The organism is Halopiger xanaduensis SH-6 (assembly GCF_000217715.1).
Taxonomy (GTDB): domain Archaea; phylum Halobacteriota; class Halobacteria; order Halobacteriales; family Natrialbaceae; genus Halopiger; species Halopiger xanaduensis.
In genome coordinates, this window is the sequence record NC_015666.1 from 1165269 (window position 1) to 1179459 (window position 14191).

General features: G+C 68.6%; 15 protein-coding genes. 9 read left to right on the forward strand and 6 right to left on the reverse strand.

The window, feature by feature from the left end:
* Positions 1-17: 17 nt before the first annotated feature.
* Entirely contained in the window at positions 18-1397 is a 1380-nt protein-coding gene (locus HALXA_RS05770; protein ID WP_013879374.1) for an NRAMP family divalent metal transporter, read from the reverse strand.
* A 214-nt stretch (positions 1398-1611) separates the two neighbouring features.
* A complete protein-coding gene (locus tag HALXA_RS05775) occupies positions 1612-1953 on the reverse strand; it encodes a cupin domain-containing protein (protein ID WP_013879375.1) in 342 nt (113 codons plus the stop codon).
* A gap of 165 nt (positions 1954-2118) precedes the next feature.
* Between HALXA_RS05775 and HALXA_RS05780 the strand changes: the two genes are divergently transcribed.
* Positions 2119-2643 (forward strand): DUF5817 domain-containing protein, encoded by a 525-nt coding sequence (locus HALXA_RS05780; RefSeq protein WP_013879376.1) that lies wholly within the window; start codon positions 2119-2121, stop codon positions 2641-2643.
* 18 nt (positions 2644-2661) lie between these two features.
* Here the strand turns inward: HALXA_RS05780 and hmgA are convergent, their stop codons facing one another.
* Positions 2662-3912, reverse strand: coding sequence for a hydroxymethylglutaryl-CoA reductase (NADPH) (gene hmgA, locus HALXA_RS05785; protein ID WP_013879377.1), 1251 nt, complete (start codon positions 3910-3912; stop codon positions 2662-2664).
* Between the two features lie 89 nt (positions 3913-4001).
* The gene (locus tag HALXA_RS05790) at positions 4002-4421 is read right to left on the reverse strand and encodes a hypothetical protein (protein ID WP_013879378.1); all 420 of its coding nucleotides are present in this window, start codon (positions 4419-4421) and stop codon (positions 4002-4004) included.
* 137 nt (positions 4422-4558) lie between these two features.
* On the opposite strand from HALXA_RS05790, the gene HALXA_RS05795 reads away from it, so the two are divergent.
* The 4 genes from HALXA_RS05795 (at position 4559) to HALXA_RS05810 (ending at position 7943) form a co-directional block, all read left to right on the forward strand.
* Positions 4559-6145, forward strand: coding sequence for an amidohydrolase (locus HALXA_RS05795; RefSeq protein WP_013879379.1), 1587 nt, complete (start codon positions 4559-4561; stop codon positions 6143-6145).
* Between the two features lie 61 nt (positions 6146-6206).
* A complete protein-coding gene (locus tag HALXA_RS05800) occupies positions 6207-6866 on the forward strand; it encodes a helix-turn-helix domain-containing protein (RefSeq protein ID WP_013879380.1) in 660 nt (219 codons plus the stop codon).
* A 106-nt stretch (positions 6867-6972) separates the two neighbouring features.
* Entirely contained in the window at positions 6973-7371 is a 399-nt protein-coding gene (locus tag HALXA_RS05805) for a HalOD1 output domain-containing protein (protein ID WP_013879381.1), read from the forward strand.
* Positions 7372-7475: 104 nt separating this feature from the next.
* Positions 7476-7943 (forward strand): DUF2267 domain-containing protein, encoded by a 468-nt coding sequence (locus tag HALXA_RS05810; protein ID WP_013879382.1) that lies wholly within the window; start codon positions 7476-7478, stop codon positions 7941-7943.
* Between the two features lie 69 nt (positions 7944-8012).
* On the opposite strand, the gene HALXA_RS05815 is transcribed toward HALXA_RS05810, so the two are convergent.
* Complete coding sequence (locus tag HALXA_RS05815; protein ID WP_013879383.1) at positions 8013-8543, reverse strand: hypothetical protein; 531 nt, start codon at positions 8541-8543, stop codon at positions 8013-8015.
* A 61-nt stretch (positions 8544-8604) separates the two neighbouring features.
* Positions 8605-9675 carry a D-xylose 1-dehydrogenase Gfo6 gene (gfo6, locus tag HALXA_RS05820; protein ID WP_013879384.1) on the reverse strand — a complete coding sequence of 357 codons (1071 nt, stop codon included), beginning with the start codon at positions 9673-9675 and terminating at the stop codon, positions 8605-8607.
* 204 nt (positions 9676-9879) lie between these two features.
* Between gfo6 and nadA the strand changes: the two genes are divergently transcribed.
* The 4 genes from nadA to HALXA_RS05840 all read left to right on the forward strand — a co-directional run bounded on the left by nadA (position 9880) and on the right by HALXA_RS05840 (position 14144).
* Positions 9880-11013, forward strand: a complete 1134-nt coding sequence (gene nadA, locus HALXA_RS05825; protein ID WP_013879385.1) for a quinolinate synthase NadA — start codon at positions 9880-9882, stop codon at positions 11011-11013.
* 9 nt (positions 11014-11022) lie between these two features.
* Positions 11023-12570 carry an L-aspartate oxidase gene (locus tag HALXA_RS05830; RefSeq protein ID WP_013879386.1) on the forward strand — a complete coding sequence of 516 codons (1548 nt, stop codon included), beginning with the start codon at positions 11023-11025 and terminating at the stop codon, positions 12568-12570.
* Between the two features lie 3 nt (positions 12571-12573).
* On the forward strand, positions 12574-13389 hold the full coding sequence (gene nadC, locus HALXA_RS05835; protein ID WP_013879387.1) for a carboxylating nicotinate-nucleotide diphosphorylase: 816 nt from the start codon (positions 12574-12576) through the stop codon (positions 13387-13389).
* Positions 13390-13478: 89 nt separating this feature from the next.
* Positions 13479-14144 (forward strand): RNA 2'-phosphotransferase, encoded by a 666-nt coding sequence (locus HALXA_RS05840; RefSeq protein WP_013879388.1) that lies wholly within the window; start codon positions 13479-13481, stop codon positions 14142-14144.
* Positions 14145-14191: the final 47 nt, after the last annotated feature.

Genomic DNA, 14191 nt, shown 5'->3' on the forward strand with positions numbered 1-14191 from the left:
CGCGTCGTCTTCTCTCTTCACTCGAGAAGCCGTTCTCGAGCGTACTTCCCGGCAAGACCGACGATCGCCAGCGCCATCGCCGCCGCGAAGACGATCACGAACGCCGAGGCCGGTTCGGTCGCCGTCTGCAGTTCCTCGAGGACGAACTCGCCCGCGAGGGCAGCCGCGACGCCGAACAGGACGAGGCCACCGAGGTTCTCGAGGAGCGAGTTCGTCTTCGGTGCGGAGACGACGTCAGGATCATTCAGCAGGTAGAGGATCACGGCCAGCGCGAACGGCGTCCCGACGAGGCCGAAGGCCAGCACGAGGACGAGCACCTGCAGGAACGCGCCCTGCAGGAACGCGCCGGCGGCGGAGGCGAGCGCGACGGCGACCAGCGCCCCGCGGTAGCGCGGGTCGTCGACGGACCGCTCCCAGCCGAGTTTGTCGGCCAGCAGGTACGGCGGGACGATCGTGTTGCCACCGAGCGTCGACACCGCGGCGCCCCAGAGCCCGAGCAGGAAGATCCACATCGCGTACTCGCCGGCGACCGGCTCGAGCGCCTGAGCCGCTTGAATTTCATCGACCGTTCCGGGGTCGACGCCGGCCTCCGGGAGGATACTCGCCGCGACGAGGAAGACGGCGAGGCTGAAGACGCCGAACGCGACCAGCATCGAGCTGACGACGTCGAAGGTCGCGATGTCGCGGTCGCGTTCGGTCCAGCCGCGGGCGCCCATCGTGTAGCTCTGCATCGTCAGCAGCGTGATGTGGACCGCGCCGCCGAGGATGCCGGCGGCGACGGCCGCGCCGCCGAGACCCGAGCCCGGAATTTCGGGGACGAGCCCGGTCGCTGCCGCGGCCGGATCGATCGGCGCGACGAGCGCCGACGCGACGAACGCGAGGACGACCAGCGAGACGAGCACCTTGGCGCCCAGTTCGGCGATCCGGTAGCCCCCGCCGGCCAGCCCGAGCGCGAGGATTACGGCCCATCCGACGCCCCAGAACCGGGGATCGGCCAGCGCGGCGATTCCGATCCCGACGCTGCCGACGATCGTCGCGCTCACGTCCGCCAGCGTCAGCATGATCGCGAGTTGCGCCAGCCCCGCCGCGAGGACGGCGTCGATCACGAGCACCCACGCCCAGAACGAGCCGAGGTGCTCCTCGACGACCGCGACGATCCCCTTCTCGGTCAACAGCCCCAGTCGCATCGCGAGGTACTGGCCGGTCGCGCCCAGCACCGCCGAAAGGAGGACGACCCACAGCAGCGCGTAGCCGTAGCTCGCCCCCGCGACGACGAGGCTGGCCATCGTCGCCGGACCGGCCGCGATCGCGCCGGCGAGCCAGGTCGGTCCCAGCCGTCTTAGAAACCGTCCGATTCGTCCGCCCGTCCACCGCTCTGAATGCGTCTCGGTTGCCATCGACGGTTCTTGCGAACTGAACTATATAACTGGATGGTATTTATCTGTGGTAGGTACGGTAGAACGGCGATTGATCCGCGTCGATCAGTCCGCTCGAGCCGACCGTCGGTACCTTACAGGAACCGAACCGCTCACCGGCGGTGAGTACGACGACCGCACGCTCGAGTACGATCAGAACATCGAATAGTCGTCGTTCGCGAGCGCCGTTTGCGCCCTATTCGTCCTGCCAGCTCGGATTCTCCCGCGGCGGGCTGAAGATGTCGACGCCGCGGACCGGTTCGTCGCCGCGGTTCTCGGCGGCGTGGGGCTGGTCGCCCGGAATCGCGTAGGAATCGCCGGGCCCGCAGGTGATCTCGTCATCCTCGGTCAGGAAGGTCAGTTCGCCCTCGTAGATGAAGCCGGTCTGTTCGTGGGGGTGGCTGTGCTCCTCGACCGTCGCGCCGGCTTCGATCTCGAAGTGCTGGACGTTCATCGACTCGGAGCCGGCCATCAGCGCCAGGTGGACGCCGTCGGCCGCCTCCGCGGCCTCGAGGTCAGCGAGTGAGACGCGTTCCATACCGGCTAGCAGCGACGGTCTCGGACATAGTTCCTCGGGTCCTGCGAGAACCGACACCGGAACGGATACCGAGATCGATCCCGATCTCGATCGGACGCGGTGCGAACCACTTCCGCCGCGCGTACCGAAGGTTCAACTACCGCCCGAACCCACCTCGAGACGAGCATGTACGCCGTCGTCGGCTGTAGCGAGTGTTCGAACCTCTGGATCATCGAAGGGCGGTCGGAGACGACCCAGTGTCCCCGCTGCGGCGCCCGAAAGGCCTACGAGAAGCGCAAGAAGTTCGTCGAGACCGACGACGCCGGCCACGCCCGGGACGTGCGCGCCTCGATGCTCGCGAACCGGCAAGGGGAGGGCGAGGCCTTCGCCGAACTGGACTCGTTCGACGCCCTCGAGGACGAGGTGGCCGACGGCGTCGTCGACGACGAAGAATACCTCGAGCAGTCCGGGCTGGACGTCGACGCGGTCGAAGCCGCCGGCGAGCGCGATCCGCGCGGGCCGACCCGCAGCGGCAGCAAGCAGGAGATCATCCGCGAGGCGCTGCGGGAACTCGAGCGGCCGACGGAGGACGAGGTCGTCGAGTACGCCGGCGAGCGCGGCGTTTCAGCCGATGACGTTCGGACGGGGCTCGAGAAACTGACGCGACGCGGCGACGTCAGCGAGAGTCGCGGGCGGTACCGACTGTTGTAATCGCGCTACTCCGGGTCGCTACCGACCGAGATCCTCGTGGGCGCTCGCCAGATGTCGCGACGAGAGCGCCGCGAGCAGCGAGAGTTCGCCGGCGAGCGCGCCGACGGCGATGATTTCGGCCAGCGCGTCGGCGTTCGAGCCCGGCGGGTCGCCGCCGCCTCGCAGGCCGAGGATGTCGAGCGCCTCGGCCTGAGTCGGGAGCTTCGTGCCGCCGCCGACGGTGCCGACCTCGAGGGAAGCCAGCGAGACGCTGGCGTAGAGGTCCGCGGGGCCGCCGTCTTCAGATCCGCGCGTGTCCATCGTCGTGATCGCGTTCGCGCCCTCGACGACCTGGGCCTCGTCCTGCCCGGTCGCGAGGAATGCCGCAGCGACGACGTTCGCGGCGTGGGCGTTGAAGCCGAGGCTGCCGGCCTTGGCGCTTCCCGTGAGATTCTTGCGGGTGTTGGCCTCGACGATGGCCTCGGCGGTCGTGTGCAGGCGCTCCTCGACGAGTTCGCCGGGGATCACGACGTCCGCGGTGACCGAGCGGCCCCGGCCCTCGACGGCGTTGACGGCGGCGGGTTTCTTGTCCGAGCAGAGGTTCCCGGACAGGGCGACGAGGTCGGCCGGCGTCTCGTTCTCGACGACCTCGCAGGCCTCGCCGGTGGCGATCGTGGCCATGTTCATCCCCATCGCGTCCTTGGTGTCGTAGGCAAAGCGCAGGTAGACCGAGTCCCCGACGACGTAGGGTTCGACGTCGATCAGTTCGCCGTGGCTGGTCGTGGACTCGGCGGCCTCGCGCAGGGCGTCGGTGTTGTCGTCGACCCACTCGACGACCTCGGCGGCCTCGGCGACGCCGTCGACCCGAAAGACCGGCGCGCGGGTCATCCCGTTTTTCGTCACCCGGGCGTCTGCGCCGCCTGCCGAGCGGATCACCGAGAGTCCCCGATTCACGGACGCCAGCAGCGCGCCCTCCGTCGTCGCGAGCGGGAGGTAGTGTTCGCCGTCAGCTGCGCCGCCGTCAATCGGCACGGGGCCGACGACGCCCATCGGCACCTGCGCCGCGCCGATCATGTTCTCGATGTTCGGGTCGGCCTGCTCGGCGTCGAACGTGTAATCGCCGACCGCCTCGAGGTCGGCGTCGGTTTCCCGCTCGACGAGCAGCCGGCGGGCTTCGGCGGCGGCGTCGTAGTCGGCGTGCTCCTCGAGTTCGTGGATGCGGAGGTCGCCACTCTGGACCCGGTCGGCGAGGGTTGACGGGTCGGGATCGGCGTCCGAATCGCTGGTCATGACTCAGAAGAGCGGGTGCCCGGTCCTAAGGATTGCTGATTCCGGCGTCGGGACGACACGAGAGGTACGGCTCCGTCGCTGGTTCCCGCTCACGGCGCAGTATCTGCCGTACTCGATCGGTACCCCTCCAGTACCTCGTAACAGAGCAGGCCCGCGAACGCGCCGATACCGATCGCGCCGAGCAGCGTGTACTGGACCGTCTCGAGGTCGTCGAACGCGATCGACCACGACCAGTCAACGTCCGCACCGCCGACGATGACGAGCGCGAACACGCCGCTGAAGGCGACAGCGAACCGCACTCGCGTCCGCGGCGACACGTCCCCGCTACCGGTGGCCGCGAGGTAGAGCTGCGGGGCGACGACCGGCAGTCCGTAGACGACGAGAAACGCGACCAGAGGGTACTCGCCGGCGGCGACGCCGGTCACAGTCTCGAGGGCGAGCAGTCCGACGATCGCGAGCACGAAGAGGACGAACGAACCGGCGATAACGCGGTTCTCGCGGGAGACCATACGAACGAATCGTGGCGCGGAACTATCAACGTTGCTTCTTGTCGATCGATAGACACTGTCCTCGGCTCCTCGAGCGCTACCGCGAGCGAACGGCCGCCTTCACAACCGTTTTGCGCCTCGCACGCGCGCTTGCAAGCATGACCGAGGCCGCCGACCGCCTGTTTACGAACGCGGAGATCCACTCGCTGACGGAGCCCGATACCGTCTACGAAGCCGCGGCCGTCCGCGACGGCGAAATCGTCCGTCTCGCGGACGCCTACGAAGTCGAGTTCCTCGCCGGCGTCGAGACCGAGGTGATCGACTGCGGCGGACGGGTCGTCCTCCCCGGGTTCATCGACGCCCACACGCACATGGAGCAACTCGGCCAGCACTTGGTCCACGCGGACCTTTCGCAGGCCGACAGCGCCGACGAGTGTCTCGAGTTGCTCGCCGCGGAGGCCGAGCGCACCGCTGCGGACGCCGACGGCGACGCGTCGGACGACTGGATCCTCGGCTTCGGCTACGACGAGAGCGAGTGGACCGATCGCTCGAGCAGACTCACCCGCGCCGACCTCGATGCGGTCAGCGAGGACCGGCCGATCGCCGCGCTGCGGGTGGACCTGCACACCGTCTCGCTGAACTCCGCCGCCCTCGAGCGGCTGGCGGACGACCTTCCGGAGTCGGATCTACACTACGAGGACGGCGAGCCGACCGGCGTCGCCGTCGAGGACGCCGCCGAGGCCGTCCGCCGGGAGGTTACGGCCGACCGCGAGGCGATGCGCGAGGTCCTCGAGGCGGCGACCGAGCGCGCCGTCGAACTCGGCGTCACGGGGGTCCACGACAAAGTTCGCAATTCCAAGGCGCCCCGCGTCTACCGCGAGCTGGCCGCCGACGGCGACCTCCCGCTGCGCGTGCGGATCGACTACTGGAGCGACCACCTCGAGAGCCTGGTCGATGTCGGGTTGACGACCAACGCCGGCGGCGACCTGGTGCGGACGGGGGCGATAAAGTCCTTTTCGGACGGCAGTCTGGGAAGTCAGACGGCGAAGCTCCGGGAGCCGTACGCCGATGCGGCCGACGATGGCGAGGACGAGGACGCCCGCGGCCAGTGGGTCGTCGACCCCGACGACCTCGCCGCCCTCGTCGAGCGCGCCGACGACGACGGCTACCAGCTTACCGTCCACGCCATCGGCGACGAGGCCATCGAGGAGACGCTGACGCGACTCGAGGACACCGCCGATCCGGCCGGGAGCCGCCACCGAATCGAACACGCCGAACTCGCGACCGACGACCAGTTCGAGCGCATGGCCGAGGCGGGAATCGTCGCCTCCATGCAGCCGAACTTCCACCGCTGGGCCGATGAGGGCGGCCTCTACGATCAACGACTCGGGGAGGAGCGGCGCAAGCGGACCAACCGGTTCCGGCGCGCCCTCGAGGCGGGCGCCCCGCTCGCGTTCGGCTCGGACTGCATGCCGCTGGATCCGCTGCTGGGGGTCCACCACGCGGTCAACGCGCCGACCGAGCCCCAGCGGCTCTCGGTGACCGAGGCGCTGCGCGCGTACACGTCCGGCGCCGCCTACGCCGGCTTCGACGAGGACCGGCTCGGCACCCTCGAGGTCGGCAAGCGGGCGGATCTGGTCGTGCTCGAGGAATCGCCGTGGGAGCGAGCCGACCGGATCGACGAGATCGACGTGGCGATGACCGTCGTCGACGGAGAGCCGGTCTTCGACGGTCGCGATCAGTAGCGGACCGCAGTATTGAGGATCGGTACCAACTCTCATTGTCCTCGGCGGGGTACCTCGAGGTATGAGCGCCTCGCGAGTCATCGCCGAACTCACGCTCGCCCACCCGGAGCTCGTGCTCGCGCCGACGATCGAGGCCGTCCCCGAGGTGTCCGCCGAACTCGAGTACCAGACGATCGCCGGGCCGGGCGAGTACTACCTCTTCTTCGAGGTGTACGGCGGCGATTTCGGTCGCTTCGACCGGGCGATCGCAGACGATCCGACGGTGTCGGAGCCGTCGATCATCATCGACGGCGGTGACTTCCGCGTGTACCGGATGCGGCTGACGTCGGCGGAGCGACTCGTCCTGCCCCGCGCCGCCGAACTCGGCATGCGCGTCCTCCGCGCCGAGAGCGCCCCCGGCGGCTGGGCGGCGACGCTCGAGGTTCCCGACCTCGACGACTTGCGGGCGTTTCGAGAGCACTGTCGGGACAAAGATGTCGACGTTATCGTCGATCGGCTCTATCACGCCGACGACACCAGCGCGGAGTCGGGCGGCGCCTACGGGCTGACGGCGGTTCAACGGGAAACCCTCGCAGCTGCGTACGACGCCGGCTACTTCAACGAGCCGCGGGACGCCTCGGTCGCAGATCTGGCCGATCGGCTCGGGATCTCCTCGTCCGCGGCAAGTAGCCGGCTCCGTCGGGCAATGCGTGCGCTCGTCCAGAGTACCCTTCGCCGGTGACCGTCCCCCTGCTGGCGTGTCACCGACCGCAGCGTCCAGCCTGAGTATATAAAACCGGGCATATGCCGTACGCCGATTCAACCGGTCGCCGGGAGTACACTCCCCAATGCACTCCGTTCTCGCCGATCACGACCGGGCGCTCGTCCACCGCGCCCACTTCGATCCCGCCGCGCCCGATCAACTGGTGGACGCGATCGTCACTGCGGTCGCGACCGTCGCCGATCGGGAGCCCGCGTCGATCCCGCCGCTGGCCGAGACGACCGACATCGACGCGCTCGAGGCGCTGATCGCCCACGCGCGGACGACCGGGTCCGCGATCGATACAACTGCCGTCGTCGAGGGGCTGGACGTTCGGGTGGTGTCCGACGGGCGAATTCTGGTGTACGACCGCACCGGGTTGGACGCCGTCGCGGCGGCCGCCTCGCCGCAGCCGTCGGCACAATCCGCGTCCGCATCCGCGGGCGAGCCAGCACACGACTCCGGAACTGACGCCGAAAGCAACTGAGGGCACAGCCGGGCCGATTCTGTCCGCCACGGCAGCCGCACAAACTTGCGCATTCCGGTGGAGTGGCTTTCTCGAGTGCCGTCCTCAGTGTCTTCTGATCCACTATGACGTCCGAGACGAGCTACACCGATTTCGTCGGCGAAGTACAGCACCGTATCGAAGCCGGCCGGCAGGCCGAAGCCGTCCGCACGACGCGGGCCGTCCTCGAGACGCTCGGCGAACGCGTTGAGGAGGGCGCCGCGACGGACGTCGCGAGCCCGCTGCCGATGGAGATCGACCGCTACCTGCTCGCGGCCGACCACGGCCAGCAGTTCGACTTCGACGAGTTCGTCACCCGCGTCCGCGAGCGGCTGAACTACGAGGATCTGGACCTCGAGACCGGCTACGGCCGGCCGTCGGGGATCGACGAATCGGACGCGGTGTTCCGAGCCAAGGCCGTCGTCGCGCTGCTGGCCGAGCGGGTCCCCGGCGGCGAGATAGGCAACATCGAGGCCCAACTCCCCGACGAGTACGGAGAGCTGTTCGAACTCGTCGACGCCGAGACGACGCCCTGGGAACAACGACAGGGATAGATCACGACAGCGGTGTCGAGCGGCAGTTTCGGTTTTCCGGCTCTGGATTCCCAGTACGGGTTTCGATCGCTACGTGCCGTGCAGGCACTCGAGTTCGTCGCCCGCCGCGCTCGTCACGGTGCCCCCGTCGCAGCCGAACTCCTCGTAGCGCGCTTCGGCCACGACGGCACCGGCCGGATCCCTGACGCGGACGGTCCCGTTCGTCTCGAGGCCGGATTCGGCCGAGCCGGCGTCGTTGTCGGCACCCGTGTACCGGAGGTAGACCGGCGGACTCGACAACAGGGTCGAATCGTCCCCATTTTCGTGGACGACTGCGAGTTGCGCCCCCGCCTCGAGCGTCAGGTCCGTAATCCGGTACCGCCGATCGGCGGGGTGTTCGACGACGTATCCGGAGACGTTTCGGGGTTCGTCGGCGCCGTTCTCGAGGGCGACGTACGGGCCGTCGATGAAGTCGCGATCCGCGTCGGCCGCGTAGACGCCGACGATGCGCAAACTATCGTCCGTTCCGGCGGGCCGGTTTCGGCGCTCGAGCGGTGCGAGGCAGCCGCCGAGTCCGGCGGCGGTGACGACGCTCGCCGCGAGAAGTTCCCGTCGGTTCACGGGTGGTACTCATCGTGGGCGACTAAAGCGCTGGTCCAAGGTCAAATCGCGATTTCACCGGTCACTCGAGCGCGACCCGCCGTTCCGTCTCGGCCGACTCGTAGGCGGCCTCGATCGCACGCAGATCCGCCACGCCGTCCGCCCCGTCCGGTTCGGGATCGGCGCCGGTCAACACGCAGTACCCGAAGTAGTCGAACTCTTCGCAAACTTCGTCGACCGGCGGGCCGGTGTACTCCGTCCGCATCTCGCCGCTCTCGACGACGATGTCCTGCGGGACGACGCCGCCGAACGGCGACGAAATCGCGATCTTGCCGTCGGTGCCGACCAGCTCGAGCTGGCTGCTGGCGTGGGCGTCGAAACTCGCCGTACAGGAGGCCGTCGCGCCCGTCGGAAACTCGAGCTGGAAGGCGACGTGCTCGTCGACGTCCGCGAACGGGCCGCCGTTCGAGCGGGTCGTCGCGTAGACGGCCGTCGGATCGCAGTCGAGCACGTATCGCGTGGTGTTCAGCGGGTAGACCCCGAGGTCGACGAGCGCGCCGCCGCCGGCGAGGTCGGGATCGAGGCGCCAGGTGTCTGGGCCGGCGTGGTCCAACAGCGGGTGAGCGAACCCGCCGTGGACCTGCACGACCTCCCCGATGACGCCGTCGCGGACGAACTCGCGGGTTCGGCGAACCACCGGCTCGGTCTGGAGCCGGTAGGCCGTCATCAGCGTCACGCCGTTGTCGCTGCAGGCGTCGACGATTTCCTCGGCGCGGTCGACCGTCGTCTCGAGCGGTTTCTCGCAGAGGACGTGTTTCCCGTGCTCGGCGGCGGCGATCGCGTATTCACCGTGAGTCGAATTCGGCGTCGCGACGTAGACCGCGTCGTACGTCTCCGCGTGATTGCCGGCGCGAAACGCGTCGTAGCCGATGACGTGCTCGACGTCGAACTCTCCGGCGATCGTCCGCGCGCGGTCGGGCGAACCCGTGACCAGCGCCGTCGTCTCGCAGTAGCGACCGGCGGCGATTCCCGGGAGTGCGCGGTTACGAGCGAAGCCGCCGATTCCGACGACGGCGAGCCGAACCGTGCCGTCGACGGTCTCCTGCACCCAGTCGCGGTGGGTGAAGTCGTCGAACGCGTCCTCGAGTGCCATACCACTGCTAGGGACTGCACCGAAAAGTCACCAACCCACGATCGGCGGACAGTCTGGCTCGAGAACCTCTTTACTGGCCTGAACGACTGGCTTCGGTGTTTCGATCGCGGAACCAGTCGATGGTATCCTACCGGAATCTGCTATCGAAGGAAAAAATTATTCAATAGTGCCCTGTGAGGTGAGAGTACCAATAGGTGTCGCACGATGGTCACAATGGAAACGACGGAACTGGATACCGATCTGAGTCTGTTCAAATACGACAACCTCGAACAACTACCGCCCCGGTACCGGGAGCTCGAAGAGGAAGCGCGAACGGAGCGCATCGAGGCGGCACTCGAGGAGTTAGGCGACGACGTCGTAATTTTGGGACACAACTACCAGCGCCGGGAGATCGTCGAACACGCGGACTTCGTCGGCGACTCCTACCAGCTCTCGAAGGAGGCCGCCGAGGCCGACGCCGAGTACGTGATCTTCGGTGGCGTGACGTTCATGGCCGAGAGCGCGGACATCATTACTGACGACGACCAGACGGTCATCCTCCCGTCGATGGAGGCGTCGTGTCCGATGGCCGGGATGGCCGAGGCCCTGCAGGTCGACAGCGCGTGGGCCGAGATCACCGCGGCCGCGCCCGACGCCGACATCGTGCCGATCACCTACATGAACTCCTACGCGGACCTGAAGGCCTTCTGCGCGAGTCAGGGCGGGCTCGTCTGTACCTCCTCGAACGCGCACAAGGCCTTCGAGTACGCCTTCGACAAGGGCGATAAGGTCCTGTTCCTCCCCGACAAGCACCTCGGGGAGAACACCGCGCACCGGCTGGACATGGAAAGCGAAATCGCCGAATGGGATCCGTGGGACCCCGAAGGCAAGGACGCCGCGGAGGTCGCCGAGCGCGACATCATCCTCTGGGACGGCTACTGCCAGGTCCACGAGCGCTTCCGCGAGGACCACATCGAGCAGATCCGCGAGGACCACCCCGAGGCGAACGTCGTCGTCCACCCCGAGTGCCGCCGCGAGGTCGTCGAGGCCGCCGACGTCGTCGGCTCGACCAGCACTATCTGCGAGACCGTCGCGAACGCCGACCCCGGCGAAACGTGGGCCATCGGCACCGAGATCCACCTCACTAACCACCTCCAGCGCTGGCACCCCGAGGTCGAGGTGCTGCCGCTCTGCGGCGAGGCCTGCATGGACTGCAACGCCATGCGCCAGATCGATCCCAACTACCTGACGTGGGTCCTCGAGGAGCTCGTCGAGGGTCGCGAACGAAACGTGATCGAGGTCGCGCCGGAGGAGAAGGAACTCGCCGAGGTGGCGCTCGATCGAATGCTCGAGATTTAACTACTACCGATGACTGACACCACCTCAGACCGCGCGTACGACACCGCGGACGTCCTCGTCGTCGGCAGCGGTATCGCGGGCTGTGCGGCCGCGCTCGCCGCCGCCCGCGAGGGTGCCGACGTCCTACTGGTGACCAAGGCCGAACGCCCCGACGACGCCAGCACCGACTGGGCGCAGGGCGGCATCTCGACCACCCGCGGCGACCCCGAGTCGCTCAAGGAAGACATCATCGCGGCCAGCGACGGTACCGCCGATCCCGAGGCCGTCGACGTGCTCGTCGAAAACGCCGACGACGCCGTCGAGGACGTGCTCATCGACACGCTCGGGATCGAATTCGACGAGGCAGGGCGCAGTGACGACGGCGACGCCGCGTTCGACTACGCCCGCGAGGCCGCCCACTCCGAGGAGCGCATCCTCCACGTCGACGCCTCCACCGGCTCTCACATCCTGCGGCCGTTCCTGCACTACGTCGACGACCGCGAGCGCATCGAGGTCCGGCAGGATACCGCAGCCCTGGAGTTGATCACCCACGAGGGACGCGTCCACGGCATCGTCAGCGACGAGGAACCGGAGGGCCACCCCATCTACGCCGGCGCGACGATTCTGGCGACCGGCGGCATCGGCGCGCTCTACGGCCGATCGACCAACCCCGACGACGCGACCGGTGACGGGATCGCCATGGCCGCGCTCGCGGGCGCCGACGTGGCGGACCTCGAGTACGTGCAGTTCCATCCAACCGCCTATGCGGGGGACGACCCCTTCCTGCTCTCCGAAGCCTTGCGAGGGGAGGGCGCAGTGCTCCGCAACGGCGAGGACGAGCGGTTCATGCCCGACTACCACCCCGACGCCGAACTCGCATCCCGCGACGTCGTCGCCCGCGCGGTCGCGACCGAGCGCGAGGCGACCGGCGAGGTCGTGCTGGACGTGAGCCCCCTCGAGTTTGAGACCGACTTTCCCGACCTCGCACAGAAGTGCCGCGAGCGCGGTCTCGAGGGCGACGAGATCCCCGTCGCGCCCTGCGAGCACTTCTGCTGCGGCGGCATCGACGTCGACGATCGCGGCCGGACATCGCTCGATCAGCTCTACGCCGTCGGCGAGTGCGCCCGGTCCGGCGTCCACGGCGCGAACCGGCTGGCGAGTACGAGCCTGCTCGAGGGGCTGGTCTGGGGGCTCCGCGCGGGGGAAGATGCAGCCGCCGCAGACGTCGCGCCCGATGTCGTCGACGCCCCCGACCTCCTGAACCGCGACCCCGACCTCCCCGAGCGCTTCGCCGCCGAGAAGTTCACCCGCCTGAAGCAAACGATGGACGAGTATCTGGGCCTCGAGCGCGACCCCGACGAGATCGCCCGCGCGAGCGCCGTCCTTCGGCGACTCAAGGGCGAGGTCGACGCGTACATCCGCACGCGGACGTCGCGGGACCTCTACGAACTCCGGAACGCAAGCGTCGTCGCGCTGCTGATCGCCCGCGCCGCGAGCGAGAATCCGGAGTCGAAGGGGTGTCACTACGTCGTCGACGGTGCGGCGGAACCGACCGCGGAGCCGCCGGCGGACGACTAACGTATGATCACCGACGCGCAGATCGAACGCTGGCTCCGCGAGGACGTCGGCCACCACGACGTGACGAACGAGGTCCCCGGCGAGACGACCGGCCGCCTCGTCGCGAAAGAATCCGGCGTCGCCGCCGGCCTCGAGGCCGCGGCGAGCGTCTTCGAGTACCTCGGCGTCGACGTGGTCGATCGTCTCGAGGATGGGACGACCCTCGAGGAGGGCGACGGACTCCTCCAGGTCGAGGGCGCGGCCCGGGACGTCCTCCGGGGCGAGCGCGTCGCGGTCAACCTCGCGGGCCACGCCTCGGGAATCGCGACGCGAACCCGTCGCGTCGTCGACGAAGCCCGGGTGGAATCGGACGACGTGCGCATCGCTGCGACGCGAAAGACGACACCCGGCCTGCGGGGCCTCGAGAAGCGGGCCGTCGTCGCCGGCGGCGGCGATACCCACCGGCTCGACCTCTCGCACATGGTGATGGTCAAGGACAACCACGTCGCCGAGATGGGCCTCGAAGACGCGATCGCACACTTTCAGGAGCGAACCTCGTTCGCCACGAAACTCGACGTCGAGGTCGAGACCGTCGCGGATGCACCGCGAGCGGCCGACGCGGGCGCCGACATCGTCCTGCTGGACAACATGACGCCCGCGGAGACCCGCGAGGCGGTCGACGCGCTCGCCGACTACGAGGGCGTGCTCGCGGAGGCCAGCGGCGGCATTACGCTCGAGACGGTCGCCGACTACGCCGCGACGGGCGTCGACGTCATCTCGATGGGATCGCTGACCCACTCGGCGCCGTCGCTGGATCTGTCGTTTCGGACCGGCGAGTGACGGAGCGCGGGGCTCGAGCGGCGTCGAACGCTGAACGTCGAACAGCGATCAAGCGATCTTTTCCGCTCGAGCGTCCAGTTCCGCCTACCGTGACGGCACCGATTCGCACCTGTCCGACGCACGGACCGTTCTCGGCCGACGGCGGTGACGACTGTCCCGCCTGCGGCGAGCGCGGCTCCGAACTGCTCTCGAGCGAGCGCCGCCACCGGCTCTCGAAGTTCATGAGCGGCGCGCTCAGGCACTTCCCGTCGGACGCCGGCATCGACCTCGACGAGCGCGGCTGGGCGGCCTACGAGGACCTCGTGGCCGCGGTTGAGCGCAAATACGACTGGGCCGACGAGCGCCACGTCGCAGAGGTGATCGCGACGGATCCGAAGGGCCGATTCGAGCGAACGAGCGGCAACGACGGCGAACGGAATCGCGTCCGCGCCGCCTACGGCCACTCCGTCGACGTCGACCTCGAACCGACAGCGGCGCCCGTACCTGACGAACTCTACCACGGCACCGCGCCCGAGAACCTCGAGCCGATCCGCGAGGAGGGGCTCAAGCCGATGTCGCGCCAGCAGGTCCACCTCTCGGAGAGCCGCGAGGCTGCCCGACAGGTCGGACAGCGCCACGCCGCCGATCCGGTCGTGTTAGTCGTCGACGCCGCGGCGATGCTCGCGGATGGCCACCGGATCACCAAGCGCGGCGAGGAAACCTACACGACCGACGCGGTGCCGCCCGCGCACCTCGAGCGCGTGGCGTCGGCGTAGTCCGGCGACGCTCGAGCGTCAAGCGCCCGATTTCTCGAGGGAGTTGG